This window comes from Candidatus Tisiphia endosymbiont of Thecophora atra, assembly GCF_964026395.1.
GTDB lineage: Bacteria > Pseudomonadota > Alphaproteobacteria > Rickettsiales > Rickettsiaceae > Tisiphia.
In genome coordinates this window covers 1,105,188-1,131,012 of record NZ_OZ032145.1, presented here as the reverse complement: position 1 = coordinate 1,131,012, position 25,825 = coordinate 1,105,188, and the positions used below count along the sequence as shown (strand labels likewise).

25 protein-coding genes and 1 tRNA gene are annotated in these 25,825 nt (G+C 32.8%); 15 read left to right on the top strand and 11 right to left on the bottom strand.

What is annotated here, in order from left to right; all coding sequences use genetic code 11:
* Positions 1 to 104 precede the first annotated feature (104 nt).
* The 3 genes from AAGD45_RS05460 (at position 105) to AAGD45_RS05450 (ending at position 4,075) form a co-directional block, all read left to right on the top strand.
* Positions 105 to 365, top strand: coding sequence for a hypothetical protein (locus AAGD45_RS05460; RefSeq protein WP_341760950.1), 261 nt, complete (start codon positions 105 to 107; stop codon positions 363 to 365).
* 435 nt (positions 366 to 800) lie between these two features.
* Complete coding sequence (locus tag AAGD45_RS05455) at positions 801 to 2,126, top strand: MFS transporter (protein WP_341760949.1); 1,326 nt, start codon at positions 801 to 803, stop codon at positions 2,124 to 2,126.
* A gap of 278 nt (positions 2,127 to 2,404) precedes the next feature.
* Complete coding sequence (locus tag AAGD45_RS05450; protein WP_341760830.1) at positions 2,405 to 4,075, top strand: IS1634 family transposase; 1,671 nt, start codon at positions 2,405 to 2,407, stop codon at positions 4,073 to 4,075.
* A 65-nt stretch (positions 4,076 to 4,140) separates the two neighbouring features.
* On the opposite strand, the gene AAGD45_RS05445 is transcribed toward AAGD45_RS05450, so the two are convergent.
* The 4 genes from AAGD45_RS05445 to ubiE form a co-directional block, all read right to left on the bottom strand.
* Positions 4,141 to 4,848, bottom strand: a complete 708-nt coding sequence (locus tag AAGD45_RS05445; protein ID WP_341760948.1) for an HD domain-containing protein — start codon at positions 4,846 to 4,848, stop codon at positions 4,141 to 4,143.
* Between the two features lie 124 nt (positions 4,849 to 4,972).
* A complete protein-coding gene (locus tag AAGD45_RS05440; protein WP_341760947.1) occupies positions 4,973 to 5,632 on the bottom strand; it encodes a hypothetical protein in 660 nt (219 codons plus the stop codon).
* A 47-nt stretch (positions 5,633 to 5,679) separates the two neighbouring features.
* Positions 5,680 to 6,774, bottom strand: a complete 1,095-nt coding sequence (locus tag AAGD45_RS05435; RefSeq protein ID WP_341760946.1) for a hypothetical protein — start codon at positions 6,772 to 6,774, stop codon at positions 5,680 to 5,682.
* A gap of 121 nt (positions 6,775 to 6,895) precedes the next feature.
* The gene (gene ubiE, locus AAGD45_RS05430; protein ID WP_341760945.1) at positions 6,896 to 7,660 is read right to left on the bottom strand and encodes a bifunctional demethylmenaquinone methyltransferase/2-methoxy-6-polyprenyl-1,4-benzoquinol methylase UbiE; all 765 of its coding nucleotides are present in this window, start codon (positions 7,658 to 7,660) and stop codon (positions 6,896 to 6,898) included.
* Positions 7,661 to 7,737: 77 nt separating this feature from the next.
* Here ubiE and mutM point away from each other — a divergent pair, with 77 nt between their 5' ends.
* On the top strand, positions 7,738 to 8,556 hold the full coding sequence (gene mutM / locus AAGD45_RS05425) for a bifunctional DNA-formamidopyrimidine glycosylase/DNA-(apurinic or apyrimidinic site) lyase (RefSeq protein WP_341760944.1): 819 nt from the start codon (positions 7,738 to 7,740) through the stop codon (positions 8,554 to 8,556).
* A gap of 397 nt (positions 8,557 to 8,953) precedes the next feature.
* Entirely contained in the window at positions 8,954 to 10,021 is a 1,068-nt protein-coding gene (locus AAGD45_RS05420) for an SGNH/GDSL hydrolase family protein (RefSeq protein WP_341760943.1), read from the top strand.
* Positions 10,022 to 10,441: 420 nt separating this feature from the next.
* On the opposite strand, the gene AAGD45_RS05415 is transcribed toward AAGD45_RS05420, so the two are convergent.
* Complete coding sequence (locus AAGD45_RS05415; RefSeq protein WP_341760942.1) at positions 10,442 to 11,227, bottom strand: metal ABC transporter permease; 786 nt, start codon at positions 11,225 to 11,227, stop codon at positions 10,442 to 10,444.
* 95 nt (positions 11,228 to 11,322) lie between these two features.
* Between AAGD45_RS05415 and ubiG the strand changes: the two genes are divergently transcribed.
* The 4 genes from ubiG to AAGD45_RS05395 all read left to right on the top strand — a co-directional run bounded on the left by ubiG (position 11,323) and on the right by AAGD45_RS05395 (position 15,346).
* Positions 11,323 to 12,081, top strand: a complete 759-nt coding sequence (gene ubiG / locus AAGD45_RS05410; protein WP_341760941.1) for a bifunctional 2-polyprenyl-6-hydroxyphenol methylase/3-demethylubiquinol 3-O-methyltransferase UbiG — start codon at positions 11,323 to 11,325, stop codon at positions 12,079 to 12,081.
* Positions 12,082 to 12,094: 13 nt separating this feature from the next.
* The gene (gene gltX / locus AAGD45_RS05405; protein ID WP_341762219.1) at positions 12,095 to 13,504 is read left to right on the top strand and encodes a glutamate--tRNA ligase; all 1,410 of its coding nucleotides are present in this window, start codon (positions 12,095 to 12,097) and stop codon (positions 13,502 to 13,504) included.
* On the top strand, positions 13,486 to 14,091 hold the full coding sequence (locus AAGD45_RS05400; RefSeq protein WP_341760940.1) for a DUF6314 family protein: 606 nt from the start codon (positions 13,486 to 13,488) through the stop codon (positions 14,089 to 14,091). The genes gltX and AAGD45_RS05400 overlap by 19 nt, the downstream gene beginning before the upstream one ends.
* A gap of 310 nt (positions 14,092 to 14,401) precedes the next feature.
* Complete coding sequence (locus AAGD45_RS05395) at positions 14,402 to 15,346, top strand: IS110 family transposase (protein WP_341760939.1); 945 nt, start codon at positions 14,402 to 14,404, stop codon at positions 15,344 to 15,346.
* Between the two features lie 183 nt (positions 15,347 to 15,529).
* Here AAGD45_RS05395 and AAGD45_RS05390 read toward each other — a convergent pair whose 3' ends face one another.
* The 3 genes from AAGD45_RS05390 to AAGD45_RS05380 all read right to left on the bottom strand — a co-directional run bounded on the left by AAGD45_RS05390 (position 15,530) and on the right by AAGD45_RS05380 (position 18,210).
* On the bottom strand, positions 15,530 to 16,264 hold the full coding sequence (locus AAGD45_RS05390; RefSeq protein WP_341760938.1) for a Bax inhibitor-1/YccA family protein: 735 nt from the start codon (positions 16,262 to 16,264) through the stop codon (positions 15,530 to 15,532).
* Positions 16,265 to 16,392: 128 nt separating this feature from the next.
* Entirely contained in the window at positions 16,393 to 16,620 is a 228-nt protein-coding gene (locus AAGD45_RS05385) for a hypothetical protein (RefSeq protein ID WP_341760937.1), read from the bottom strand.
* A gap of 72 nt (positions 16,621 to 16,692) precedes the next feature.
* Positions 16,693 to 18,210 (bottom strand): hypothetical protein, encoded by a 1,518-nt coding sequence (locus AAGD45_RS05380; protein ID WP_341760936.1) that lies wholly within the window; start codon positions 18,208 to 18,210, stop codon positions 16,693 to 16,695.
* 259 nt (positions 18,211 to 18,469) lie between these two features.
* On the opposite strand from AAGD45_RS05380, the gene AAGD45_RS05375 reads away from it, so the two are divergent.
* The 4 genes from AAGD45_RS05375 to AAGD45_RS05360 all read left to right on the top strand — a co-directional run bounded on the left by AAGD45_RS05375 (position 18,470) and on the right by AAGD45_RS05360 (position 20,858).
* A tRNA-Leu gene (locus tag AAGD45_RS05375) sits at positions 18,470 to 18,554 on the top strand.
* Positions 18,555 to 18,806: 252 nt separating this feature from the next.
* Positions 18,807 to 19,532 carry a protein TolQ gene (gene tolQ / locus AAGD45_RS05370; RefSeq protein ID WP_341760935.1) on the top strand — a complete coding sequence of 242 codons (726 nt, stop codon included), beginning with the start codon at positions 18,807 to 18,809 and terminating at the stop codon, positions 19,530 to 19,532.
* Positions 19,532 to 19,966 carry a protein TolR gene (gene tolR, locus AAGD45_RS05365; protein WP_341755720.1) on the top strand — a complete coding sequence of 145 codons (435 nt, stop codon included), beginning with the start codon at positions 19,532 to 19,534 and terminating at the stop codon, positions 19,964 to 19,966. Before tolQ ends, tolR begins: the two co-directional genes overlap by 1 nt.
* Positions 19,956 to 20,858, top strand: coding sequence for a cell envelope integrity protein TolA (locus tag AAGD45_RS05360; protein WP_341760934.1), 903 nt, complete (start codon positions 19,956 to 19,958; stop codon positions 20,856 to 20,858). Before tolR ends, AAGD45_RS05360 begins: the two co-directional genes overlap by 11 nt.
* Before the next feature lie 48 nt (positions 20,859 to 20,906).
* Here the strand turns inward: AAGD45_RS05360 and AAGD45_RS05355 are convergent, their stop codons facing one another.
* Entirely contained in the window at positions 20,907 to 21,458 is a 552-nt protein-coding gene (locus tag AAGD45_RS05355) for a disulfide bond formation protein B (RefSeq protein WP_341760933.1), read from the bottom strand.
* Positions 21,459 to 21,538: 80 nt separating this feature from the next.
* On the opposite strand from AAGD45_RS05355, the gene AAGD45_RS05350 reads away from it, so the two are divergent.
* Positions 21,539 to 23,128 carry a lysine--tRNA ligase gene (locus tag AAGD45_RS05350; protein WP_341760932.1) on the top strand — a complete coding sequence of 530 codons (1,590 nt, stop codon included), beginning with the start codon at positions 21,539 to 21,541 and terminating at the stop codon, positions 23,126 to 23,128.
* 497 nt (positions 23,129 to 23,625) lie between these two features.
* On the opposite strand, the gene AAGD45_RS05345 is transcribed toward AAGD45_RS05350, so the two are convergent.
* Together AAGD45_RS05345 and AAGD45_RS05340 are read right to left on the bottom strand one after the other, a co-directional pair.
* Positions 23,626 to 24,687 (bottom strand): IS110 family transposase, encoded by a 1,062-nt coding sequence (locus AAGD45_RS05345; protein WP_341760931.1) that lies wholly within the window; start codon positions 24,685 to 24,687, stop codon positions 23,626 to 23,628.
* A 145-nt stretch (positions 24,688 to 24,832) separates the two neighbouring features.
* Positions 24,833 to 25,195 (bottom strand): hypothetical protein, encoded by a 363-nt coding sequence (locus AAGD45_RS05340; protein ID WP_341760930.1) that lies wholly within the window; start codon positions 25,193 to 25,195, stop codon positions 24,833 to 24,835.
* Positions 25,196 to 25,210: 15 nt separating this feature from the next.
* Here AAGD45_RS05340 and AAGD45_RS05335 point away from each other — a divergent pair, with 15 nt between their 5' ends.
* Entirely contained in the window at positions 25,211 to 25,783 is a 573-nt protein-coding gene (locus AAGD45_RS05335; protein WP_341760929.1) for a hypothetical protein, read from the top strand.
* Positions 25,784 to 25,825 lie beyond the last annotated feature (42 nt).

The window sequence follows — 25,825 nt, the reverse complement described above, 5'->3', positions numbered from 1 at the left end:
TCTTTAAAGATAATTATTTATTACAATAGAAATTAAATTGTTGACATCTAAACTACTTAGCATAGCATAAGAAATATGATATATAATTTAAAGAGGTGTTATTTATGCTACGCAATGTGATTCTGAAGGAGCTAATGAAATTGGATGTTTTAGGTACATTACAGCAACTAGTAGAATCAGCCAAATTACATCTTAAACAGGGCGATAAGAATAGCTGTATGACTGAGCTTGATAAACTAGAAGAGTATCTAGAAAATTTTCAAGATATTAGTATGATGCAATCAATGTTTGAAAAACATGCAATAGAACAAGGGCTAGAAAATGATGATATCCTAGAGATTGATAGACATAAACGAGATTTATAGCGGTAGATATATCTATAATAAGTATAATCTCAATTCTTATATCGAATTCAAGGGCAAATATACTCGAAGATTTGAAGAATAGGGACAATAAAAACAGTGGGTGAGCGACCAAGTGTAGATCAACTTACGTGAATACGCAAATTCCTCGCAAGTATTTGCGAAGCCAATTCTTTAAATCATTCGATCCACATAACAACAATGTTAGTATTTTATTTTAATAATTTACTAACATGTCATGCACTTTTGACAGCCAATATCTCTTTAACCTCAGATGGTTAGCAATATCTCTTTTTCCCCTTCTAATTTGTTTATAGAACCGTGATATTGTTACAACTAAGACTTATTATTTCAATTTTCTGCATTATTTTTTCTTGCTATTAATTAACCAAATCTTCAGTATTTATAAATACTAATAAATATATTTAAGGTGAATAAATGGTAGGATACCAGCAAGAACAAAGAAGCCTAACGAAAGAACAAAAAGAAGCGGTAGGATTGCTTTCAATTGGGACATTCCTAGAATATTTTGATCTGATGCTTTATGTACATATGGCGGTATTGTTAAATGAATTGTTTTTTCAATCTTCTAACTCCTTGACGGCTTCTTTGAATACTGCCTTAGCTTTTTGTTCTACTTACGTTTTAAGACCATTAGGAGCTTTAATATTTGGTTGGATAGGGGATAATATTGGTCGTAAGGTTACCGTAGTCGTAACAACTACTATGATGTCTATTTCTTGTGTTGTAATGGCTACTCTTCCAACGTATGCAGAAATTGGTATTACCGCTTCTATACTGGTTACTATATGCCGTATGGTTCAAGGTATGTCTTCAATGGGTGAAGTAATAGGAGCTGAAATATACGTTACTGAAATAACAAAACCACCAGTACAATATCCTGCTGTATCTATGATCACTATATTTTCTAGTTTAGGAGGGTTTGCTGCCTTAGGAGTTGCATCTCTTGCTATTAAACAAAATTTTAATTGGCGTTATGCTTTTTGGGTTGGAGCAGGAATTGCATTAGTAGGTTCTATTGCTAGAACTAAACTTAGAGAAACACCTGATTTTGCAAATGCAAAAAGTAGAGTAAAAAATATTATTAAAAAAGCTGGGTTTAACCATGACTCAATAGAGTCTAATCCAATTGTACAAGAAAAGGTTAAAATAAAATCTTCCATTTCTTTGTTTTTAATTCAATGTGCATGGCCAGTATGTTTTTATTTTATTTACTTTCATTGTAGCAATATTCTTAAAAGTTCTTTTGGTTATAGTGGTGAACAAATAGTAGATCATAATTTCATTATCTCTATAGTACAAGTTTTGAGCTTTATAATATGGACTTATTTAAGTTGTTACATATATCCATTAATTCTTCTGAAAGTTAAATTAATAATATTTTCTATTATCGTCTTAATATTTCCTTATTTATTAAATAATTTAAATTCTCCATCTGATTTACTTATACTTCAACTAGTAACTATTATGTTTTCACTTTCATACTCTTCTGCTATGCCTATTTTCTATAAACATTTCCCAGTATTTAAGCGTTTTACTTATGCAAGTTTCTTATATGCCTTGTCTCGGGCTTTTATATATGTGATAACATCATTCGGACTTGTTTATTTAACAAATTATTTTGGAAATTATGGTATATTAATTGTAATAGTTCCTACAATTTTAGGTTTTGCATTTGGGTTAAATCATTTTGGAAACCTAGAGAAAGAAGTAGGGAATTATCCTCAAAAAGATCTAAATTAAGTAAGTTATTACTGATTAAAGCCGTTAAACATAATCTCTCTAACTCCTCTGTTATTTTATTGACTCCAAGGTATATAGAAAGAGGTATGAAGTGAGCCAAAGTCTCTTCCTGACTTCCGCAGATTTTTTGATATTAGTTGTTATAAGTGGCATTAGTAAGGAGGTGAAGTGGTACTCTCGTTCTGTTGTGCCTAGTAGATATTTTATTATTGACTTTAACTGCGATGTTGTTTATTATTTAATTAATTGAATATAGCCCCATATTTTATAGCCCTAATATGTACATACGTCGTAAAAAAACTCCTAATAGTCCAAGGCAATCTATTCAAATAGTGGAAGGTTATCGTGATAGTAAAGGTAACGTCAAACAGCGTATAGTACGTCATTTAGGAGTCTTCATAGATGAAGTAGAAGAAGCTAAATTAGTTGCCCTAGCACAAGATTTGATTGCCAAGATTAAAGCTGAGAGAGAAGCTGCAATTGGGCAGAGGAATTTGTTTACTGATGATACTAACGAGGTTAAAAGAGGTCGTCCAACTAACAAGTTGTTAAAAGATATTCTACCTGTTAACGAAGTAAAACTAAATGAGGTTGTAGAAGTCAAGCGAGTTGTTGAAGGAGTGCATCAAATAGGGGGGCATGTTTATGATCAAATGCATTTTAACCAGTTACTAGCAAGGAAACGTGACGCTGGGATGCTGAAGGATTTAGTGTTAGCCCGTATGGTAAGACCAAATAGTAAAAAAGGGATAGTTGAGTATTTAAGCGATCAATTTGACAGGCATCATGATCTAGATGCTACTTATCGGATGATGGACAAATTACATGAGCAAATACCTAAAATTAAAGAATTATGCTTTAAAAACACCCTAACCCTGATTCCTAATAAAGAGATTAGCCTAGTATTTTTTGATGTCACTACACTATACTTTGAATCAGTAGAAATAGATGAGCTAAGAGCCTTTGGCTATAGTAAAGATCATCGCTTTAATACTACCCAACTAGTTCTTGCCCTAGCAACTAATGAGGATGGATTACCACTTGGCTATGAGCTGTTTAGTGGTAATACCGCAGAAGTTAGCACCTTAATTAAATCAATTAACAGCTGGCAAGCGTATCTTAAAGTTAAAGATGTCTGTTTTATTGCTGATCGTGCAATGTTTAGTAAAGCTAACTTGCAAGCTCTCGATGAAGGTGGTTATCGTTATATTGTGGCAGCAAAGCTTAAAACACTCAAGAAAGAAAAGAAAGAAGAAATATTATCAGAGGAAAACTATAAGCCTACTGTTATAGGCAATGATCTTACTTGGATTGCCGATCTAGAGCATGATGGTAAACGTCTAATTACCAGTTATAAATCTAAAAGGGCTATTAATGATGCACAGGAGCGACAAAAAATTTTAGATAAAATTAATAAGACTATTGGTGAGTCTGGTAGTACTAAAAAACTTATATCTAATAGTGGAGTAAAAAAATATACTTCTAGTGAAAATGGCAAGAGCTATATTGACGCAGAGAAGATAGAGCAGGATGCGTTGTGGGATGGCATACATGGGGTAATCACCAATGACCAAACTATAACTCCACATGAAGCAATAGCAAAATATGCTAGATTATGGGTAATTGAAGAGCAATTTAGAATCAATAAACATAATTTACAAATGCGTCCAATTTTTCACTGGACTAAACAAAGGATAGAAGCACACATAGCTGTGTGTTATATGAGTTTTGCAGTGCTTAAAACTATAGAATACAAGGTTGCTCTGACCCAAAAGATCAGTGTAACTAACATCGTTGAATTATTAATATCAGTACAGGCTTCAATCTTAAGACATACAAAGACTGGTGATCTTTATAGACTACCAAGTGCAATAAAAAACGAAGCTAGAAAAATCTATAAAACCTTTAACATCAAGCGTTCAGACCATGCTGAAATATATTTAAAATAACAAAATAATGTTGTGCCTAAATTTTAAAAATCCTAGCACTATGAGCCTTCTAAGCTTATGCCTTATTAAAAAATGCGGAAGTCGGGAGAAAGAAGTAGGGAATTATCCTCAAAAAGATCTAAATTAAGTAAGTTATTACTGATTAAAGCCGTTAAACATAATCTCTCTAACTCCTCTGTTATTTTATTGACTCCAAGGTATATAGAAAGAGGTATGAAGTGAGCCAAAGTCTCTTCTACTATCTTTTTAATTCTCTCGAGAGACTTAGCACTAATAGTTCTCAAATTATGTAATCTATCAAATAATTTGATATGTAATACATCCTTTTTATATTGAGAGAATAGTAAGTTTACAGTCTCTACTGCACTAATTTTTCTATCTATTTTAATTCTTGTCAAGTCTTGCACTTGACTAGCCACTTGACTGCCAAAAATATAGGCTATCATCTTTTCGGTAAGTGGTGTATCCTCGATGGTGTCGTGTAGTAATGCGGTAACAATCATGTCTGTTCTGAAATATTGTGGAAGCTCTAGGGCTGTGTACTGGGCAACCATATAAGCCACTTCAATCGGATGCGAGTAATACGGTTCACCGGACTGCCTCATCTGACTGCCATGATATTTTTTAGCATAGTAGATACCTTTTTTGACTTCATACATGTTTATTGGTTGCTTTACTTTTTCATTTAGCACAATTAACTCCTTAAGCAACCTCTCAGCATATGCACAAGACTGGTATCTTGAATTATACCAATAATTATTAACATCTTCCATAAGAAACCATGATATTTTAATTATAAAGTTATAATAAACTAAAATTCTGATTACTTAAAGCATTTAATATTTTTTATTTTTAAAAAGGTGCGTATTTTTTAATCCTGTTGTATAAATTACATATTTATGATATAATGCAACCAATTCTAGATGAAGATTTAGTAGCCTTTCTAGGTACATGGTTCATAGTAGTTGTGATTGGTTTATTCTGATTTGACAGATTCTTTGTTAATTCTAATGCTTTGGATTTTAAATCTTTTTCTTTAGAAGTAGCTTTAGCACTTTTCTCAATAAAACAACTCTGTAGTGACTTGCCGGATGGTAGTTTGATGGCGTGGTTGAACTTAGTTAGTTGCTCATTAAATACTTTTACATCCACTCCCTCAACTGGCAACTGATCACGAGTTTGTTTTACTAATTTTACTAGTGCATCGATTTTAGGTTGCATAGATTTAGCAATTATTGGTTTATTTTCAGGTTTGACCTTATCAGCACAGTCCTGAGGTGTAAGTTGTAATGCTGCACCATACATGAGATCTCTCATATAAGGATCTTTCTCTACACCAACACCTTGTCTAAAACATTTAAACAAGGAGAGAGGAGCTTTTTCACTACCTAAAGTTAATGCAAACCAAAATTCCATAGCAGCCATTTTCCAACTTGCATCTATTTTGCTTTGTGGTGCATCCTGATCTTCCATATCAGCGGCCAAGCCATAATAATACTCTCCCCAACGGTGATGATGTTCAGACGTGAGTTTATTTTGTAATGGTGATTTTGCCATAATACTACCTATTATTTATCTTTAAATATTTTAATTCTGCTATAATATCACCAATCTCTTCCACCTCTACCTTTGCTCGTATCTTTAGTATTTGGGTTAAGATTTATAGAATTCGTTCTTTGTAATTGAGTGTCCTTATTTTCTTTAGCACTTAATATTCCCATATGTTTCTCTAACTTATAATCAGAAATTATTTGTTTTGTATCTAGTTTTGTATCTAACTCTTGTTGAGATGCTAGAACGGCTAGGTTTTTTGACGATGTTTGGGGCTGTTTTTCCGTTGGAGTTAACTTTTTAGCCATTTCCTCTGGAGTAACATCGTATATCTTATGAAATACTTCGTCCCAAGATTGTGCTATATCTTCGTTACATCTATTGTTCTCAGCTAACTCTTTATTAAGGCAAATATCGTAAGCTTGTTGTTTTATTCCTTGCTTGTATGCTTTGTACTGATCTATTTTCTTATTAACTAAATTACGGTAACCTTCATGATGTTTTTTCTGATTAGCCAACAAGACTCTTTCCGGATGATCCTCTGATAAATGCTTAACTTGCTCCTCACATTCCTCTATTTTCTTTATTTCATTAGAGTGATGTTCTCGTTCTATTTTAGCTAGCTTTTTAGTTAGCCGCATGTGTTTACTACGAGCGTTTTCTTCTTTTATTTGTTCAGGTGTTTTGCTGAATTTCTGCTTTTCTTCCTCAGTAAGTTTCCGACCTGCTTTTGTAGCTTCAAAGATTTCGTGTAAACTTTCATTATCTTTCCTTTGTCTATTAAGAGAATCATCATAAAAAGAATCAAAAGCTTTATAAATGCCTTGAACGTTATGCTCTTTATCAATTTTTTCTTGTTCTTTTGCTAATCTTATGCCCTCATTGAAATCCACAACTTGGATTTGCTCAGTTGTTTCATAATAAAGAGTTTTACTTACTGCAGTTGCTATTAATTCCAGTATTCCAATATCTATCCCTAACTGACTAGCCATTAAAGCTAAACTACCAGAATCAGCTATAATCAAAGCTAATTGTGTCCTTGAAGTGGCATTACGTACCCTCCCCTCAAGTTTTTCATACTCTTTTTTAATGAAATCCCTCTTAGAAGCATCATTATCTAAATCATTGGTCATTTTATATTTCACCATGTTATGGTTTGGTTAACTACTTTATTATTAAAACTAATACAAAACTATTAGTCAAGCATTCTTAAAGTGGATGATGGTCAATAACTCTCTGATCTTCGTTGATATTTTAGCAACATCTCCATTATTTATAAGCACTATGAATAGCAGCAACACCTAAAGTAAGATTCTTATAACTAACATCAGTAAAGCCGACATCCTTTAGCATAATTGCAAAGCTCTCCTGATCTGGGAATACATTAATACTTTCCACCAAATATTGATAAGCTGATTCGTTGTTTGCTATAATTTTACCAATCTTAGGAATAATATTAAACGAATAAAACTGGTATAATTGCTTCAGACAATCGTATTCCACTTTAGAAAATTCTAAACATAAAAATTTACCCCCAGGCTTTAGTACTCGATATGCTTCTTTTAGGGCATTGTCAATTTTTGCCACATTCCTAATACCAAATGCTATAGTATAATAATCAAAACTATTATCAGGAAAAGGTAAGTTTTCTGCATCAGCAACGACATACTCTAATCCCTGTAATATATTACTATCAATAGCTTTGTGACGTGCTACCTCCAGCATATCATGATTTATATCACACATCGTCAGCTGCACTAATACATTTTTTACTGATGCTCGCTTTATTATTTTAAAAGCTATGTCACCTGTACCACTTGCCACATCCAATATATTTGATTTTAAATTGGGGATTTGTCTAATAAATTCATCTTTCCATAAACGATGTATTCCCAAACTCATTAAGTCATTCATTACATCATATTTATTAGCAACACTAGAAAAGATATCTTTGACTAAATCTCTTTTCTGATCAAAGCTCACTTTTGAGAAGCCAAAATTTACTTGATCAGATTGCTTATCATTATTTTGCATATTACTACTTAGTGCTAAGTTGTTTATATGTTATATTATGTTATATTATGAATTATTAATAGTATTAAAATGTAAAAATGCCAGAACTTCCTGAGGTTGAAACATTAAAACGTTGCCTAGAACAGCGAATAATAGGGGCTGCCATCAATAAACTTGATAAGAGACGAGATGATATACGCTATAAATTAAGCGATCAGTTAGAGTCAAATGTAGAGTCAGCAAGAATTGTAGCTTTAAGGCGTAGGGCAAAATATTTGCTAATAGATTTGGATAATTATTATTCCATTATTGTACATCTTGGCATGACTGGTAGGCTGACCTTACAACCTAGTGATTATAGGCTACAAACGCATGATCACGTGGTTATATCTTTGACAAGTTGCGAGAAATTAGTTTTTAATGATCCACGACGTTTCGGGATGATTTATAGTATGCCAACAAACCTCGCCCAAGAAAAATTTTTACTAAATTTAGGTGTAGAACCTTTGTCAAATGATATGTCTGATGAGTATCTAAAAACAAAATTATTGAATCGCTCTGTTCCGATAAAAAATTTATTAATGGATAATCGGATTATTGTCGGTGTTGGTAATATATATGCTTCTGAAAGCCTTTTTATTGCTAAAATACACCCAAGCAGACTGGGTAGTAGTTTGTCAAACAAGGAAATAACTAATTTGGTATTAGCCATTAAAAATGTTTTAACAAAGGCAATATCAGCAGGAGGTACTACTCTCAAAGATTTTGTTAGCGGTGATAGTAAACCTGGTTACTTTCAACAAGAATTACAGGTCTATGCACGAGAAAATCAAAAATGCCTAAACTGCGAGGGAATAATAAGAAAAATAAAACAATCCGGCAGAACTAGTTTCTATTGTTCTATTTGCCAAGAATGAGAGGTATACCACTCGTAAATGAAGAGTTGATACAGGGCAGTTTAAAAGTCCCAACTAATGATAGAAAAGTTTGTTTTTTAAAATGCATAAATGTCTATTAGCGAGAAGCCGTAAAGCGGCGACGTGGCAATCCAAAAGTTGCAGTGGCAAAAAATAAAACAGCATGCTGTTTATTTGGATCGCCACGCCACTTTGTGGCTCGCGATGACAACTATTTATTTCTATAATTTAGTATTTTCTATCATTAGCTGCAACTTTTAAACTGCCCTGAAAATCATAGAACAATAATTTTTTTTTGTGCATGGTCGGAAAATATGTTACACTAATAAATTAGTTAACCAGTGAATCAATTTATAAGTGGTTATAATGTAATATTAACATGAATAAAGAGGCATTTATGTATAAAAATTTTTATGTTGTAGGAGATAGTTTATCTGATAATGGAGCATTTGTTGGATCTTTGAATAGTATATTAAATGTAATAAAGGAAGAATTTCATTTTCTCAAGTGGGTTGACAAGATTTATTTTGCCCCTCCATTTTATCAATCCCGATCTTTTAGCAATGGTCCAATGGCAGTAGAATATGTAGCTGATAAGTTAGGAACAACAATGAAACCAGGGTGGAGTTTTAATATTACTCCAGCATTAAAACATTGGATCTTAGAGAAAAAATCTATAGAATTGGGTAGACCATTTGACGATTTAATAAAGCAAGGGGGAATAAAAGCTACAAATTATGATTTTAGTGAACAAATTGGTACTAATTATGCTGTTTCCAATGCTAGAGCCTCTAAAGGTGATGCTGTGCCTGATTTTTTATTATTTAATTACTTTCAGTTAAAAAACCAAGTCCGTACTTTAGTTAGACACCATCCCGATATTAGCACAGAAGATTTACTATTTGTTATGATTGGTGGCAATGATATTATGGCTGCTCTTTTTAATAAGAATCCGACTGCATTAGTTGATGAAAGTATAACAGAAATATGCAATGCTATTGAATTTTTAGCTACAAACAGTAGTCTACAATACATAGTAATAGCTAACGTTCCAGATATTGGCTTAATCCCAAGGTTTGTTAACACAGATTTACAAAAGCTAGCTACTAATTTATCACAAGATTTTAATCAAAAGTTAGTAGAGGCAATTAAAGACTTCAATAGGAAATTTCCTAAGATTAAAATAAAATTATTTGATATTGAAAGTATATTTAAGAGCTTAATTAGTGATTATGTAAAGAAAGGATACAATACTGAGCAGGCTTGTGTTACAGATATTGCTGATCATCAAAATTTTATAGATTTGCTAGAATTATTATTGAAAGGTCGATTAGATGCTGCATATAACTGTGGCTGTAATGAAGAAAAAATTCTACAATATTTATTTTTTGATTTTTTTCATCCAACTAAGCTTCCACATCAAACTGTAGGAGATAGGTTATATAATTTTATTGTCTCAAGATGATTTTGTTATACTGCTCGTAAATGAAGGGTTGATAGACGATAGTATAACTTCAAGAAGAGCTAGGCAGTAGCAAAGTCGTGCGGCGTAGCGTACATGAGTAACAGAGCAGATTCGATCTTTGGTCACGGGAATCTTAATTCTTGAAGTTCTACCTAAGTATATAATTATGATAACCTCTTAATCTAGAGCAGTTTAAAAGTCCCAACTAATGATAGAAAATACTAAATTATAGAAACAAATAGTTGTCATCGCGAGCCACAAAGTGGCGTGGCGATCCAAATAAACAGCTGTTTTATTTTTTGCCACTGCAACTTTTGGATTGCCACGTCGCCGCTTTGTGGCTCCTCGCTAATAGACATTTATGCATTTTAAAAAACAAACCTTTCTATCATTAGTTGGGACTTTATAAATTACCCTGGACTATAATCTAAAAAATCCTGTTTTATTTGCCCGTGAAATTATATAGAATACACAATAAACTATGGTGTTTATTACCATAATTATTGGGGTAATTGGTATGTCAAGATATAATGACACTACTAAGCCAAGGAAGTCTACAATTAAAGCTACGATAACTGAATTGATAATCATTTGTGCTGGATTACTAGAAATCATCCTAGCGGTCATAGCTGGAATCAGCAAAATACTAGTAACGAGTAATGCCCCAACAATCTTAATAGTCGAGAATACTGATAAAGATAACAGTAACAAAAATGCCAATTCAATCGTTCTTACTTTCACCCCCTTAATTTGTGCAATATCTCTATTAATGACAATTAGAATAATCTGGTTATAGAAATACCAAACGAAAGAAATAACGAATATAAGTATAATTGATAAGGTTAATATATCATTTAAAGAGGCAGATAAAATATCGCCAAATAATAGGTTAGTGATCTTAATCTGTAGTGGGTACATATAACCTACTACTAAGGCTAAAGATAACATAAAACTTGATATTAACATTACCACGCTACTACCACCTGACCTATGTTTTAACGTAAACACCAAGATAGCAAATATAATGGCAACAACTAGTCCCGAATAAACAACAGGCAAATGGACAAGGATACTAATACTTCCAGCAAGTAAACTTGCGTGCGAAAGACCATCACCAAAATAAATATATTTTTTCCATAAGCTTATACAACCAAGAGGAGCAAAAATTAGACTGATTAGAATTATAGTTAATATTATTATAGTCATTTTATACGATTTTTGGTAGATAATTTGAGAATAGCACTTAGTGCTTCATGATTTTTGTGGTATATTGGAATGGATTCTATAACCAGTGAAGAAATATGTCTACAAAATCTTCTATTAATCAAATAGAACTAGAAAAGTTTAGTAAAATTTCTAGCGGGTGGTGGCAGGAAGATGGAGAATTTAAAATTCTTCATCAAATAAATCCTATTCGCCTTGGTTACATAATAGATAAGATAAAAGATCATTTTAATATAGATGATGATGTAGTACTACCTTCAAAATTAGATATTTTAGACGTAGGATGTGGCGGGGGGTTAATCACCTCTGCTCTCTGTAAACTAAATGGCACAGTCACTGGCATAGATGCACTACAAAGTAATATAGATATTGCGATGAAGCATGCTGAAGAAGAAAATTTGAATATACAATATCTTAAATCAACTGCTGAGGAATTAGTATACTCAAATAGCAAACAGTATGATGTGGTGCTGTGTTTAGAAGTCATGGAACATATAAACAATCCTAGTGATTTTGTAAAAAACCTTGCCAGTCTAGTAAAACCAAATGGCATGATTATAATTTCCACAATTAACCGTACTGTCAAAGCTTATATGTTAGCTATTTTGATGGCAGAATACGTACTTAGTTGGATACCAAAAAAAACCCATGACCATAGTAAATTTCTTAAATCATCTGAAATTTATTCTATGTTTAGTAAAAATAACATAGAGCTTAAAGAGCTTAAAGGCTTAACTTATAATATCGTCAATAGAAGTTGGCAGTTGAGTGATGATATAGAGGTAAATTATTTTGCTTATTTAACTAGACCTCTTGCAGAACTAGCTCTGAATTGACTTTAAAGGAGATATTATGACTACAATTACTAGATTCGCCCCCTCCCCTACTGGCTTCTTGCATATTGGTGGGGCAAGAACAGCATTGTTTAATTATTTATTTGCCAAACACCATAATGGCAAATTTTTACTGCGAATTGAGGATACTGATAAAACAAGATCAACCGAAGATGCAGTAGATGCTATATTTTCTGGTTTGAAATGGCTTGGTTTAGACTGGGACGGTGAAGTGGTTTTTCAGTCTAAAAGAAATGATTTATACAAAAAAGCAGCTCTGAAATTACTAGATGAAGGAAAAGCTTATTATTGTTTTACACCTCAAGAAGAAATAGATCGACAGCGAGATAATGCTATAGCTAATAAACAACATTTTTTATTTCAAAGCCCTTGGCGAGATGCTGATCTTTCTAACTTTTCAAAAGGTTACCAATCCACAAAAGCAGTGATTAGGCTGAAAGCTCCAAGAACTGGCTATACAATTATCCATGATGCTTTACAAGGGGATGTTACTATTGAAAACTCCCACCTAGATGATATGGTGCTGTTACGTAGCGATGGAAGTAGCACCTATATGTTAGCGGTAGTAGTGGACGACCACGATATGCAGATTACCCATATTATCAGGGGGGATGACCATTTAACTAACGCTGCTCGCCAAATCCTACTTTATCAAGCCTTTGGTTGGCATGTACCACATATGGTACATATACCGTTAATACATGGTGATGACGGGGCAAAATTATCTAAAAGACATGGAGCTCTTGGAATAAAAGCATACCAAGATATGGGGTATTTACCCGAAAGCTTGTGTAATTATTTACTAAGGTTAGGATGGAGTCACAAAGATGATGAGATTATTTCAAGACAACAAGCTATAGAATGGTTTGACCTTGAAGGACTTGGCAAATCACCTGCTCGTCTTGATTTTGCCAAAATGGATAATTTAAACGCTCATTATCTACGTCAGCTTGATGCTACACTATTAACAAAAATGATTTGTGAGAGTTTGCAAAAAACTTATAAAATTACTACGGAAGAAACGGACTATATTAAGCAAGCAATGCCAAACTTGAAGATAAGAAGCACAAATTTAGTCGAATTAGCTGAACTAGCCAAGATTTACTTGATTAACGTTCCTATTATCTACTCTGAGGAAGCCAAAGAGATAATCAAGAATTGTGATAAAAATTTGCTAGAGCAAGTTATTGAGGAATTAGAAAATTTACAAAATTTTGATAAAGACTCAATTCAAATAAAATTTAAAGAAATAGCCAAGAATAATAATATTAAACTTGCAGATATCATGCAATCCATTAGATCTCTAATAACAGGTATGACTGCTTCCCCAAGTATTTTTGAAATTATTGCCATAATTGGTAAAGAAAATGCTATTGCTAGATTGAAATGTACCCAAATGATTTAATAAAAAGAATAGACTTAAATAATCATACGAATGAGGACAATAAACAAGGGATGAGCAGGCTAGGCATACATTTAGTGTGTGAGTACGCGAATTCCCCGCAAGTATTTGCAAGAACCAATTCGGAGGATCACTTGAGTATATTTCACAACCTAGTTGGAACATATGCTATTACGAGAATTTTAGGCAATTATGGTACAGCTAAAGGAATCGCTTACTTTATAGAAGATAAAGAACATATATACTCACCTCATTCACGTATATTATACAGAGAGGATCTTGATGTTGAATACTATGGTAATACCAATAAGGTGAAAGCTTTTAAGGAGTATCTATACTCTCTAGAGCAAAACAAAATTGTTAAATATTTTGTTAATGAAAATAACAATGGTTTATTTTACCAATTACATTTTATCTCTAATACTCCTTTTCAGGATAAAGTTCAGGCTAAAGGTATACATCAATGCAACTTGGATCTTTATCAAGCTAATTACACATTTTTAAATAAGAATTCTTTTGAACTGAGTTATAAAGTTTTAGGCCCTAACAAAAATTATACGATAAAAACTAGTTTTACTAGAACATCCTGAATTCGATATAACATTGCCGTACCTTCGATGCCCCCACCCCACAACTGTTGAAAGTTAAAAAATCGTCATTGCGAGAAGCCCTGAAAGCGGCGACGTGGCAATCCAAAAGTTGCAGTGGCAAAAAATAAAACAGCAAGCTTATATCTTAAAAACATGTTATAAGTAGTTGTAAGAGGGTGACTTGAAGCAAGCTAGACTGAAATAGTCGTGAACAGAATAAGTACCCTCTATCGTTAAGTTTGCTTTGAACAAATTGCAGAAGGTACTGCAGTACAGTAGCCTTGCACAATAAGATGAAGGAGATTATACTATGAAAAAAATAATAGGTCTAGATGTAAGTAAAAAATGGCTTGATGTATGTATATATATTTCAAACAGTAAACCGGAATATCATCGTTTTGCAAATGATAATTTAGGTCATGAAGAGCTTATAAAATTAACAAAATATCAAAAAATTGAGCTAATAGTGTGCGAACCCACAGGAGGCTACAAGGATGAAATTTGCCAAAAATTATATAGTAATGAGCAACGGATTCATAAGGTAAATACCTATAGTTTTAATTCATTTAGTAAGTCAGTAAATTTTTGTAAAACGGACAAGCAAGATGCTTTTAAATTAGCGTATTACGGTGATAAGATGCAACTTACAGCAAATTATATACATCAAATTGAATCAGAAAATTTGAAGAGATATCAGCAAAGACGGGAAGATTTAGTATTGATGCTTAGTAATGAAAAAAAGAGGTTGCATAATAGTGTCGATGGTATTGACAAAGAAAGCATAGAAACATTGATGGGATGCTTACAAAAGGAAATATCTAAAATTGATGATAAATTAAATGAGATAATAGATGGATCAGAAGATCTACAAGAAAAAACAAAAATATTAGAAACTGTACCTGGCATTGGCAAATGTCTAGCTAGTAAATTAATTAGTTTTTTACCTGAGTTGGGAAATAAAAATTATAGCGGCAACGAATTATCAGCTATGGTTGGAATAGCACCATATGCTCGAGATAGTGGTAATAAACAAGGTCGAAGATTCATTAGAGGAGGCAGAAAGATACCACGAGATGCACTATATATGGCAGTACTAACAGGTAAAAATGGCTTTCAATATTTAAAAGCTTTATATGACAGACTTATTAATAATTTTAAACCTAAAAAAGTTGCGACAGTAGCTTGTATGCGTAAATTACTGGAAGTTTGCCATAAGCTTATTCAACAAAAACGTGTATTTGTTGTTAATCAATAATATTTTTTATTTATATAAAATACAGATAAAAAATATTTAATTTTTTTAAAAAGATAATTGCTGTTTATTTGGATCGCCACGCCACTTTGTGGCTCGCGATGACAACTATTTATTTCTATAATTTAGTATTTTCTATCATTAGTTGGGATTTTTAAACTGCCCTGAGTAACTACAACTGTAATACTAGTTTCTTCTATTACCAAAGAATCTTAGAAGATGTAAAAACAAATTAATAAAGTCTAAATACAAATTAAAAGCAGCCATTATGGACATTTTTTGTCCTAACTCTCCACCTCCAGACATAAAATACATAGACTTAATTTTTTGAGTATCCCATGCAATAATACCCATAAATATACCAACTCCAATGAGAGACGTTGCAAAATATATAGCTGAGCTTTGTAAAAACATGTTGACTAGCGACACAATGATAAGACCAAATAATCCCATGATAAGAAATGAACCCATTGATGTCAAATCCCTATTGGTAGTATACCCATAAAGGCTCATTGCACCAAAAACAGATGAACAAATAAAGAAAGTTCGAGCAATTGACTCTCCTGTATAGATAAACCCAAGAGATGCCAAAGACATACCAGTTAAAGCAGCATAAACCCAAAACAATACTTTAGTAGTATCTAGACTCATCCTGCCAAATCCCATAAAAAAGTACAAAGCAATTCCCACGGGAGAAATCATTACCAACGTTCCCAAACCGGTATAGCCCATGAACTGTCCATTTGCTTCAACTTGAAATAAAAGCCTAGTTAATGGCTCAAATGATATAGTAGCAAAAGCCATTACTCCAGTTAGCACAAGAGCTAAAGCCATATAATTATAGACTTTCAGCATGTATTCTCTCAGTCCGACATCATATGTTTTCTGAGTAGCAGTAAAAGTCTTTGTGTAATCAATCATAAGAAACCCCATGAATCATGTTATTATTTATACTATAATAGTATAAGCTTCATACCTTTTCTTTTCAAGAAGAAAATTGTGAAATATTTATTTAAATTTTATAATTTAGTTTCCTAGATTAATATTTATTATTCACTAACACTATCAGAATTATTAGCATTACCAGCAAGTTTCAGCTCATGTATCTTGCCATCCGCTGCATTCATTTCGTCCCAAATAGAAATATTATAAATTTTAGTACTTTCAGCATTATTATTAGTACTTCTATTTTTAGGTAATTTATCTTCATTATCTTCCAAGTCAGCTAGATAACCCTTGTCTATATCATCTTTTATCTTTTCAGTTTTTTTTGGCATACAATACTCTTATGTCAAATGTAAGATTTATAAAATTAAAAGTAGATATCGATCCTATGAGTTTTTATTAAGTTATCTTTTAAAACCACTAGATTGCCCATGTTTTTTGCCTGTATTGGGTGTATTGGGTGTAGCATTACTTTGAGATGGGGAAGCCATATGTGGAGACATAGTTTTTCCCAGCTTTTTTGCCTCTTCTTGCATTTTTGGGTTATCTTTATGTTCTAGTGTAGCTTTTTTAGGAGTAACGGACGATAATCTAGCTGTTGTTGGTACATCGTGATCATGAACAATTGTCCTAGTTAGCAGGGGGTCATCATTACCTAAAATTGTCATCGTTAGTGGGTCATGATTATCTCCAGTTATTAATGTACGCATTTCTGCCCCTTCTTCTAGACTAGGAGTAAGTGTGTCTACGAGATTATACTCTCGTAGATTTCTTTCCTGCATTCTCTGTGCTAGATTAGGCGAATTTGGAATATCATTAAGCTGTGCATACGCTCCTTTCACGCCTTCATTACCTGCTACTGATGTCAAAAATGATTCTGTTACATTCTGAGCAGTAGCATTCTCTAATGACAGAGCGTCTACTCCTACTGTTGTGTTGAACCATTTCTCATCTAGTGGAGGTAGCTCGCCTTGTTGCACTGCTTTTGATTCTTTTGCTGATTTATGATTGGAAAGAAAAGTTTTTAGATCAGGATTATAAACCTGGTCTTGCATTGACTTTCCGGTTGCATCAAGAGTATTCAGGTCAAATAAGTAAGGTTTATTAGAGTTTGTCACTAAGTCCTTAAAAAGATCTTTCCACTTGGGATGTGGTACAATACATTCCCAAACTAGTTTATTAAATTCTTTCTGACTTTCTTTATCAAAACCATTGGAATCTCTAATTTTAATTATAGTATCAAATAATTTTTGAGCATACACTTCTATCTCATTTGAATCTTTCTCCTTTGTATCCTTATCCACACAGTTAATTGAGTGTACGTTGTCGCTGTATTGTAACGCTCTTGCAAAACGTGCAACAGCTTCTTCTGGAATATAAGCAGAAGCTAAAGAAATATTAGTAGTGTTTCGATTAAGAAGAGATGATGGTAAATGTAACAGACCGTCTGTTCCAATTTTGTTACTATCTAAATTTATATCAATAATAGTAGAATTATTAGCAAGAAGTGTTGCAACTTTTTTAGCTCCTTCATTTCCTAGATCATTATTCGATAGATCAAGATCAGTAACAGTTTTATTATGATCAAAAGCGGATGACAAAGCTCCCATGCCCTCACTTCCAATCTTGTTATTACTTAAATCTAGATGCCTAAGCTCAGTACTATTCTGAATAATGCCTGCAACTACCTTGGCTCCGTTATCTCCCAAATTGTTACTAGATAAATCAAGCTCGGAAATTGGATTTTCTATAATAGCCTCTAATATCTCTTTGTCCAATTGAACCTTACTATTAGATAAATCAAGAGCATCGACATTCTTTTTTCTTAGCTGTGTCATTAATTTTGCTTTTTCTTTAGGATTTGTAAGGTCTATGTTCTTGTAACTAACAGAAACTGGTTTTGGTTTGAATATATTTTTCATAAGAAACTTTAATTAATTAAAATTAACTATAATTCACTATGCTTCTTATCACTTTGTCAAGATTAAGGTAACAAATACGACAAGGATAATTTAGGTTGTGTGAACATTTCTATCTAATGGTCTTATAGATCGTTATTTCCGTTCTCGAATTCATAACGGAATTTAATCCAAGGCAATTTAGTTATTTACATGATACAAAGATATTGCTATTTTGTCTACAAAACTTAAAAAAATATGATCTAATTTTTAGGGATTTAATGCCTCTGTGGTGGAATGGTAGACACGGTAGACTCAAAATCTACAGCTCAAAAGGCGTGCTGGTTCAAGTCCGGCCAGAGGTACCATCGTATAATACCATTTCCCAAAACTAAATTGCTACTCGGAGTACGAGTGTCGAGTACCGGAGCGGAGATCATGAAGTACGACGACGTGATGATTAGTTTTCAGAAATGGTATAACTTCAAGAAGAGCTAGCTGTGCGTACATGAGTAACGAAGCAGCTGAAATTTTTAGGTCGCGGAAACCTTAATTCTTGAAGGTCTAGCTGAGTATATATACAGAAACAATATTTAGGCAATGAAGGTTAGTTACATCCAATGAGTACACATAACAATATTAATGACGTTGTAGAAATTACAGCACAAAGTGGTTCATCAATTTTCTCTATGATATCATCCACTGATATTATAGGAAAATCTGTTATGATAATTTTGGTAATTGCTTCAATTTGGGCATGGACAATAATTATAGATAAAATAGTTCATTTAGTTCAAATAAGAAAGAGAATTGCAGCTTTTGAAGCTACTTTTTGGTCTGGAGCAGTTTTAGATCAGTTATATGAAACTATTAAAAGAACAATGAATAATCCTCTTGCCGCAGTTTTTGTAGCAGCTATGAACGAATGTAAACGCCAAAATCCTAACAACCTCACTGATGCACTTAAAATTAGCCATAAAGAGCGAATAATACAATCTATGTACTTGATAAGGAATCGTGAACTTGAAAGATTAGAGCAAAATTTAGGTTTTTTGGCAACTGTTGCTTCTAGTACACCATTTATAGGATTATTTGGTACTGTTTGGGGGATTATGCATAGTTTCCAATCTATTGCAGCATCAAAAAATACCTCACTTGCTATCGTAGCTCCTGGCATTGCAGAAGCTTTACTTGCAACGGCAATAGGTCTATTTGCGGCAATTCCGGCGGTGATTTTTTATAACTACCTTTCTTCACAAATAATTAAGATTAATAACAAAATTGATGATTTCATTAATGAGCTTAGTTCTATACTATCAAGAGCCATAGATGAAGGGAAAATGTAATGGCTATACAATTACCAAATTCAAACAATCAAAGATCTAGACGTAATTTAGTCAGTGAGATCAACGTTACACCACTCGTTGACGTCATGTTAGTGCTATTGATCATCTTTATGATAACCTCTCCAATGCTAGTGTCCGGTATTAATGTTGATTTACCAGAAACAACTTCTAGCCCACTGTCAGGACAAGATGAACCGTTAGTGATTAGTATTAACAATAAAGGAGAATTATATTTATTGGAATCTAAAATAGAGAGACAAAATTTAGCTACTAAGCTAACTAATATTACAAAAGAAAAAAAAGATATTAGAATTTTTGTAAGAGGCGACAAAAATGTGCCATATGGCGAGGTAGTTAGCGTTGTATCTGAAATCCATGCAGCAGGCTTTTCTAAGGTAGCACTAGTTTCAAATATTAAATATAATGAAAAATAATAATATAAATAATAATATTTTTTCTATTTCTTTTATTTGCTCCGTAGTACTTCATTTACTAATAATATATTTCTTCTTATTTGGTCTTCCATCATTGTTTAAAAAATCTCCTGAAGAACAAGTAATAGTTTTTGAAATGTTACCAATTAATAGTAAATCTAATGTACCCAATAAAATAAAACAATCTGAAAAAGCTATAGAAAATCAAGATACAAAAAAAGTAGAACAAAGCAAACCTGATGATACAGAAGAGAAGAAACCCTTAGAGAAACCTCTAGAGAAACTTCTAGAAGAAAAGAAACCTCTTGAAGACAAGCTTCCTATCGAGGAAAAGAAGGTTATAGATAAAAAACCTGTAGAAACAAAGCCTATAGAAGAGAAGAAACCTATAGAAGATAAAAAGCCTGTAGAAACAAAGAAGCCACTCGAGAAAAAAAAGAAAATTCCTAATAAAAGTGACTTAGATTCTTTGCTTAAAAATTTAGAACAATCATCTGAAGGGTCGAGTGCAAAATCAAATAAACAAGCTAGGTCCAAAGAAAATAAAGAAACCCAAGAATCAAAAGGTCCTTACGATGAAACATTGCCTCTTTCCATCAGTGAAATATCTTTAATTAAACAACAAATAGAGAGAGTATGGAGCAAACCTATTGGGATACAAAACCTTGAGCAGCTACGGGTAACTTTGTATATAGCTTTAAATCAAGATGGTAGTGTCAAAGAAGTAAAAGTTAAAGAAACAATATGCCCAAACATAACAAAAATAGCTTGTGACGCTCTATCTGACAGTGCAATGAGGGCAGTATGGCAAGCAAGTCCTATTAATAATCTAGACCCTAAGCGTTACAATAGCTGGAAAGAATTTAATTTTCTTTTTGATCCAAGTATGTGAAATATTTGCATAATTATTATATTTTTCAAGATTTATACTTAGTGCTAGTCAAATTTCCTCTATATTAGTATTAACCTCAATTTCGGATTTGGGATTAGGATAAAACCAAATAAAGAGTACGGCAAGTAATAAAGAGAGGTTTAGTAGTAAATTCCATTCTGTCATAGATATATCAAATAATTTAACTGCCGGTTTTGTGCAAGTCGCAATAGGTTGGCTATAAAATATTTCTTTAATATCTTGGATGGATAAGTGCTTTGGAATATGGATTAAAGTTGAACAAAGACTACTTGGTTCAAATATCCCTCTTTCCACTCCACTATGATAGCCTGCTAATATGCAAGCACCTAATAAGTTTAGAACGATAAAAAATAAAGTATATTTGCTTATTTTCTTGATAAGAATCGCTACAACTGAAATCTTGATTATAAATAAATATGGAAATCTTTGATAAATACACAAAGGGCAAGGTGAAAAATGTAATATATATTCGACAAAATAAGCCAAAGATAAGGCAAAGATGCACGTACAAACTAGGGTTATATGTAAAACTCTAAAACTATCTTTGCGAAGAAAATGTACAATAGAAGAAACTAGCATAAGTAAATATTATTTTTTTAAGTCGCTATTGTCTAGGAATATTACCAAAAACTCAAGAGATAATTTATAAGGATATGTAGATGTCAGAATTAGAAATTTTAGAAAATGTTTTAGAAAATGCCGTTAAATCAAACGCTTGGCCTTTTTTAGAAGCAAAAAAAATATTAGATCAACTGGGTAGCAAAACTCCAGCTAAAGGTTATGTATTATTTGAAACTGGTTATGGACCGTCAGGGATACCACATATAGGTACATTTGCAGAAGTTGCTAGATCTATAATGGTGCAAGAAGCATTTAAACAACTATCCAATATCCCAACTAAGATTATCTGTTTTTCTGATGATATGGATGGTTTGCGTAAAGTCCCAAATAATATCCCAAATCCTGATATGGTAGCATCACATATTGGCAAGCCTTTAACATCTATTCCCGATCCTTTTGGTGAATGTGAAAGTTATGGACATTATATGAACGCTAAGCTTCGCTCATTTTTAGATAGGTTTGGCTTTAAATATGAATTTTTTAGTAGTACAGAATGTTATAAATCCGGTTTATTTGATCAGATGATGCTTAAAGTCATAGACAAATATGATGAAATAATGGCTCTAATGTTACCAACTTTTCGAGAAGAACGACAGGCAACTTATTCACCTTTTATGCCAATTTGTCCAAAAACCGGTATTGTACTACAAGTACCTATTGCAAAGATCGATCGCTTAGCCGCTACTATTACCTATAAAGACGATGAAGGAAAGTTTGTGGAAGTTCCTGTGACAAAGGGACATTGTAAGCTACAATGGAAACCTGATTTTGGTATGCGCTGGGCCGGTTTGCAAGTTAACTATGAAATGTATGGCAAGGAGCATATGCCTAATGCTGGGTTATATTCTGGGATTTGTCGAATCTTAGGGGGAATCCCACCAGTACAATTTTTTTATGAATTATTTCTTAATGAAAGCGGAGAGAAAATCTCTAAATCTACAGGCAATGGCATTACTGTTGATCAATGGCTGCAATATGCACCGGTGGAAAGTATGTCGTTATTTATGTACCAAAATCCAACAAGAGCCAAACGTTTACATTTTGATGTGATACCTAAAAATGTTGATGAATATATTACCTTCAATAAAAAATATCATTTAGAACTAGATCAAGTAAAGCGTTTTGCGAATCCAGTACATCATATTCATCACGGGAATGTGCCTAATATCGAAACTTTTGGCATTAGTTTTAGCTTATTGCTAAACCTTGCATCGGTTTGCAATCCTGAAGATAAATCGGTACTTTGGGGATTTATCAGTAAGTACGCCCCGAGTGCAACGAAACAAAATGCCCCATACCTTGATCATTTGACAGATTTTGCCACTCGTTATTATAATGACTTTATTAAAGCTAATAAGTGCTATTTAGTTCCTAATGATCAGCAAAAAATTATCTTACAAGAAATTATCGCTATGTTAAATGTTTTGCCGGGAGATATTACTTCCGAGCAAATCCAAGAAAAAATTTATGATATTGGTAATAAGCATGGTTATAATAATTTAAGAGATTATTTTAAAGAATTATATCAAATATTACTTGGGCAAACTGAAGGACCAAGGCTTGGGTCTTTTATTAAGCTTTTTGGTATTAGAGACAGTATAAATTTGATTCAACAGAAACTAATTTAATCTTAAGTATCGATGTAAGACTCGATAATCAAGTTTTTTAGAATTATTAAAAGATACGTCTATTAGCGAGGAGTCGCGACTCATCTTCGAGATAAATATGAGCAGAAATTATGCTATAGAACGTGAGTATTATGCGACGAGTGGAGTGTAGAATTAAATTCTCGTTACTGACTACATGTATGAACCTCCTGTAAAATGCAAGAAAAAAATAACATCTAATAGCAAAAATGCAAATGCATACATGTATCCGGCTTATAGTTAATAAATTATGTGTAATTTATCCTACAGCCCTGATGGAATTCGCTGGCTTACAAATTTACTATATACTTATCATTTTATCGGCTTCAAAGAGCCATTGTAGTCATCAGTTTTTTTGTAAGCTAAGGTTTGTCTTATTTACCATCAATATTATTATCTCACGCATATTCCGGGTTGGAATCTCTTACATATTCTTTGTTTACCTATTAATTAATAAACCACTATTTATTTTATGTTAATTATAATAGCTTTGTGCTACAAACTTTACTCTCTACATAATCATCCCCTGACCTTAGTACTGCAAACACCACTCTTGCCAGTTTATTAGCTACAGCAACTACTATTTTATTATGTCCATTTCGCTCAGATAAATTAAACATCCACTGCGTAAATTTGCTAAAATCTTTTTTAGATTTTTGTTCTTCCGATGTAAATCTTATCTTGGCATTTAGTACAGCTCTAGCTCCTTGGATCAATAGAGTACGCAAGTAAACATCACCTCGCTTGCTAATTCCAAGCAACTTATCTTTCCCTCCACTGGAATGCTGCCTTGGCACTAATCCAAGCCATGCCGATAATTGCCTACCATTCTCAAAACTTGTAGCATTACCTATTGATGCTATTAAAGCACTAGCAGTAATTAAACCAAGACCAGGTATAGCTGTTAATCGTTGATATTGAGTTAAGTTGCTAGCTATTATTTTTAATCTTTTTTCTATCTCTTTTATTCTTTTGTCATTATCCAAAAATTCCTCTTTCAGTTCACTAAATGTTTGATAACCCAGCTGGCTTAAATTTCCTTCATCTAAAATCTCGGTTAATTTTGTCATAACCTTATTGATCCCTTGAGGAATAATAAAACCAAATTCATGTAGTAGCCCCCTAATTTCATTAGCAAGGGCAGTACGATTTTTTACCAATCTCTCTCTTACTCGATGAATTGATAAAATATCTTGTTGTTCTACAGTTCTAATTGGTACAAACCTCATATTTGGTCTTGTTACCGCTTCACATATAGCTTCTGCATCAGCTTGATCATTTTTATTAGTTTTAACATACGGTTTGACAAATTGTGCTGCCATTAGTTTTACTGTATGCCCCAATTTAGTTATTTCTCTTGCCCAGTAACTAGCTCTACCGTAAGCTTCCATTCCTACCAAACATTTTGGCGTATTAGCCATAAATGTTAAAACTTGATCTCTCATTAATTTTTTCTTTAATACCGTCTTACCATTTTTATCTACACCATGAATTTGGAAAATTCTTTTTGCAATATCTATACCAATTGTGGTAACTTCCATCTTAGCCTCCTGATTGTTATTTTAATATTTAATATTAACTTTAGAAGATTAGCAACTGCTTTTCATTCTGTATATCAGGAGATCCATACCATTATTTTTTCACCTGTGGAATTTTATAATAAAGAAATACTGATAAAAGTGTACTTTAATGACAAGAGTTTTTATTTGAAACAAAACAATGGTAATACACATAAGAAGCATTATGTTGACTAATTTTTAGTATGTCAAGTAGAAAAGTGATGTTTACATGACTACAAACTTCATGCCAAAACCACTGCAAACCTGATTCTTTAGACGTTTTAAGCACTTTTTGTCTCGAAGATGAGTCGCGATAAGAGGTACGAAGCAATATTGCAGGACGAGAATTTCTATTTGGAACAGTTGTAATATACATGAAAGAGATTATATCTCTAAATTCCAGCATTGTCAAATAAAAAATATCATTTACATGACTACAAACTTCATGCCAAAACCACTGCAAACCTGATTCTTTAGGTGTTTTAAGCACTTTTTCGTCTAGAAGATGAGTCGCGAAGACGGGAAAGTATTAAATAAAACCCTAGCTAACTTAACTAACTGGGATGATTTACGCATTGAGGCTTTTAAGAAGATGCTTAAAGGTGAATTTGATGGTTTAGATGGTGTTCCTGAGGTTGGTGAAAGTTTTGGGACTATTTTTCTACTAAAAAGAATTGCTGATGAAATTGGTATTACTAAGGCTCTTGGTACTAGAAGCAAAGAAGCTTTATTGAGTCTATTTTTGGTTTTAGCACGCTTTGCTCACCAAGGGTCTAGACTTTCCAGCGTGAAATGGGCGAAATCGCATGCGATATCTGATGTATTATCTGTCGATTCATTTGATGAAAACCATTTATATCAGGCTCTTGAATGGTTAGAAGAAAACCAAGAAAAGATCGAATTAAAATTATTTAAAACTTATCAAAAGAAAAATAACAAGCCGCCTGTTATGCTTTTATATGACGTCACTTCCAGCTATTTCGAAGGAACAGAGAATGAACTTGCGGAATATGGGTACAATCGGGATAAAAAGAAGGGTAAAAAGCAAATAGTGATTGGTCTATTAACTGATGAGTAAAGAATTGGTTGATAAAGCTTACCAAATTTCCAATTTGTCCGA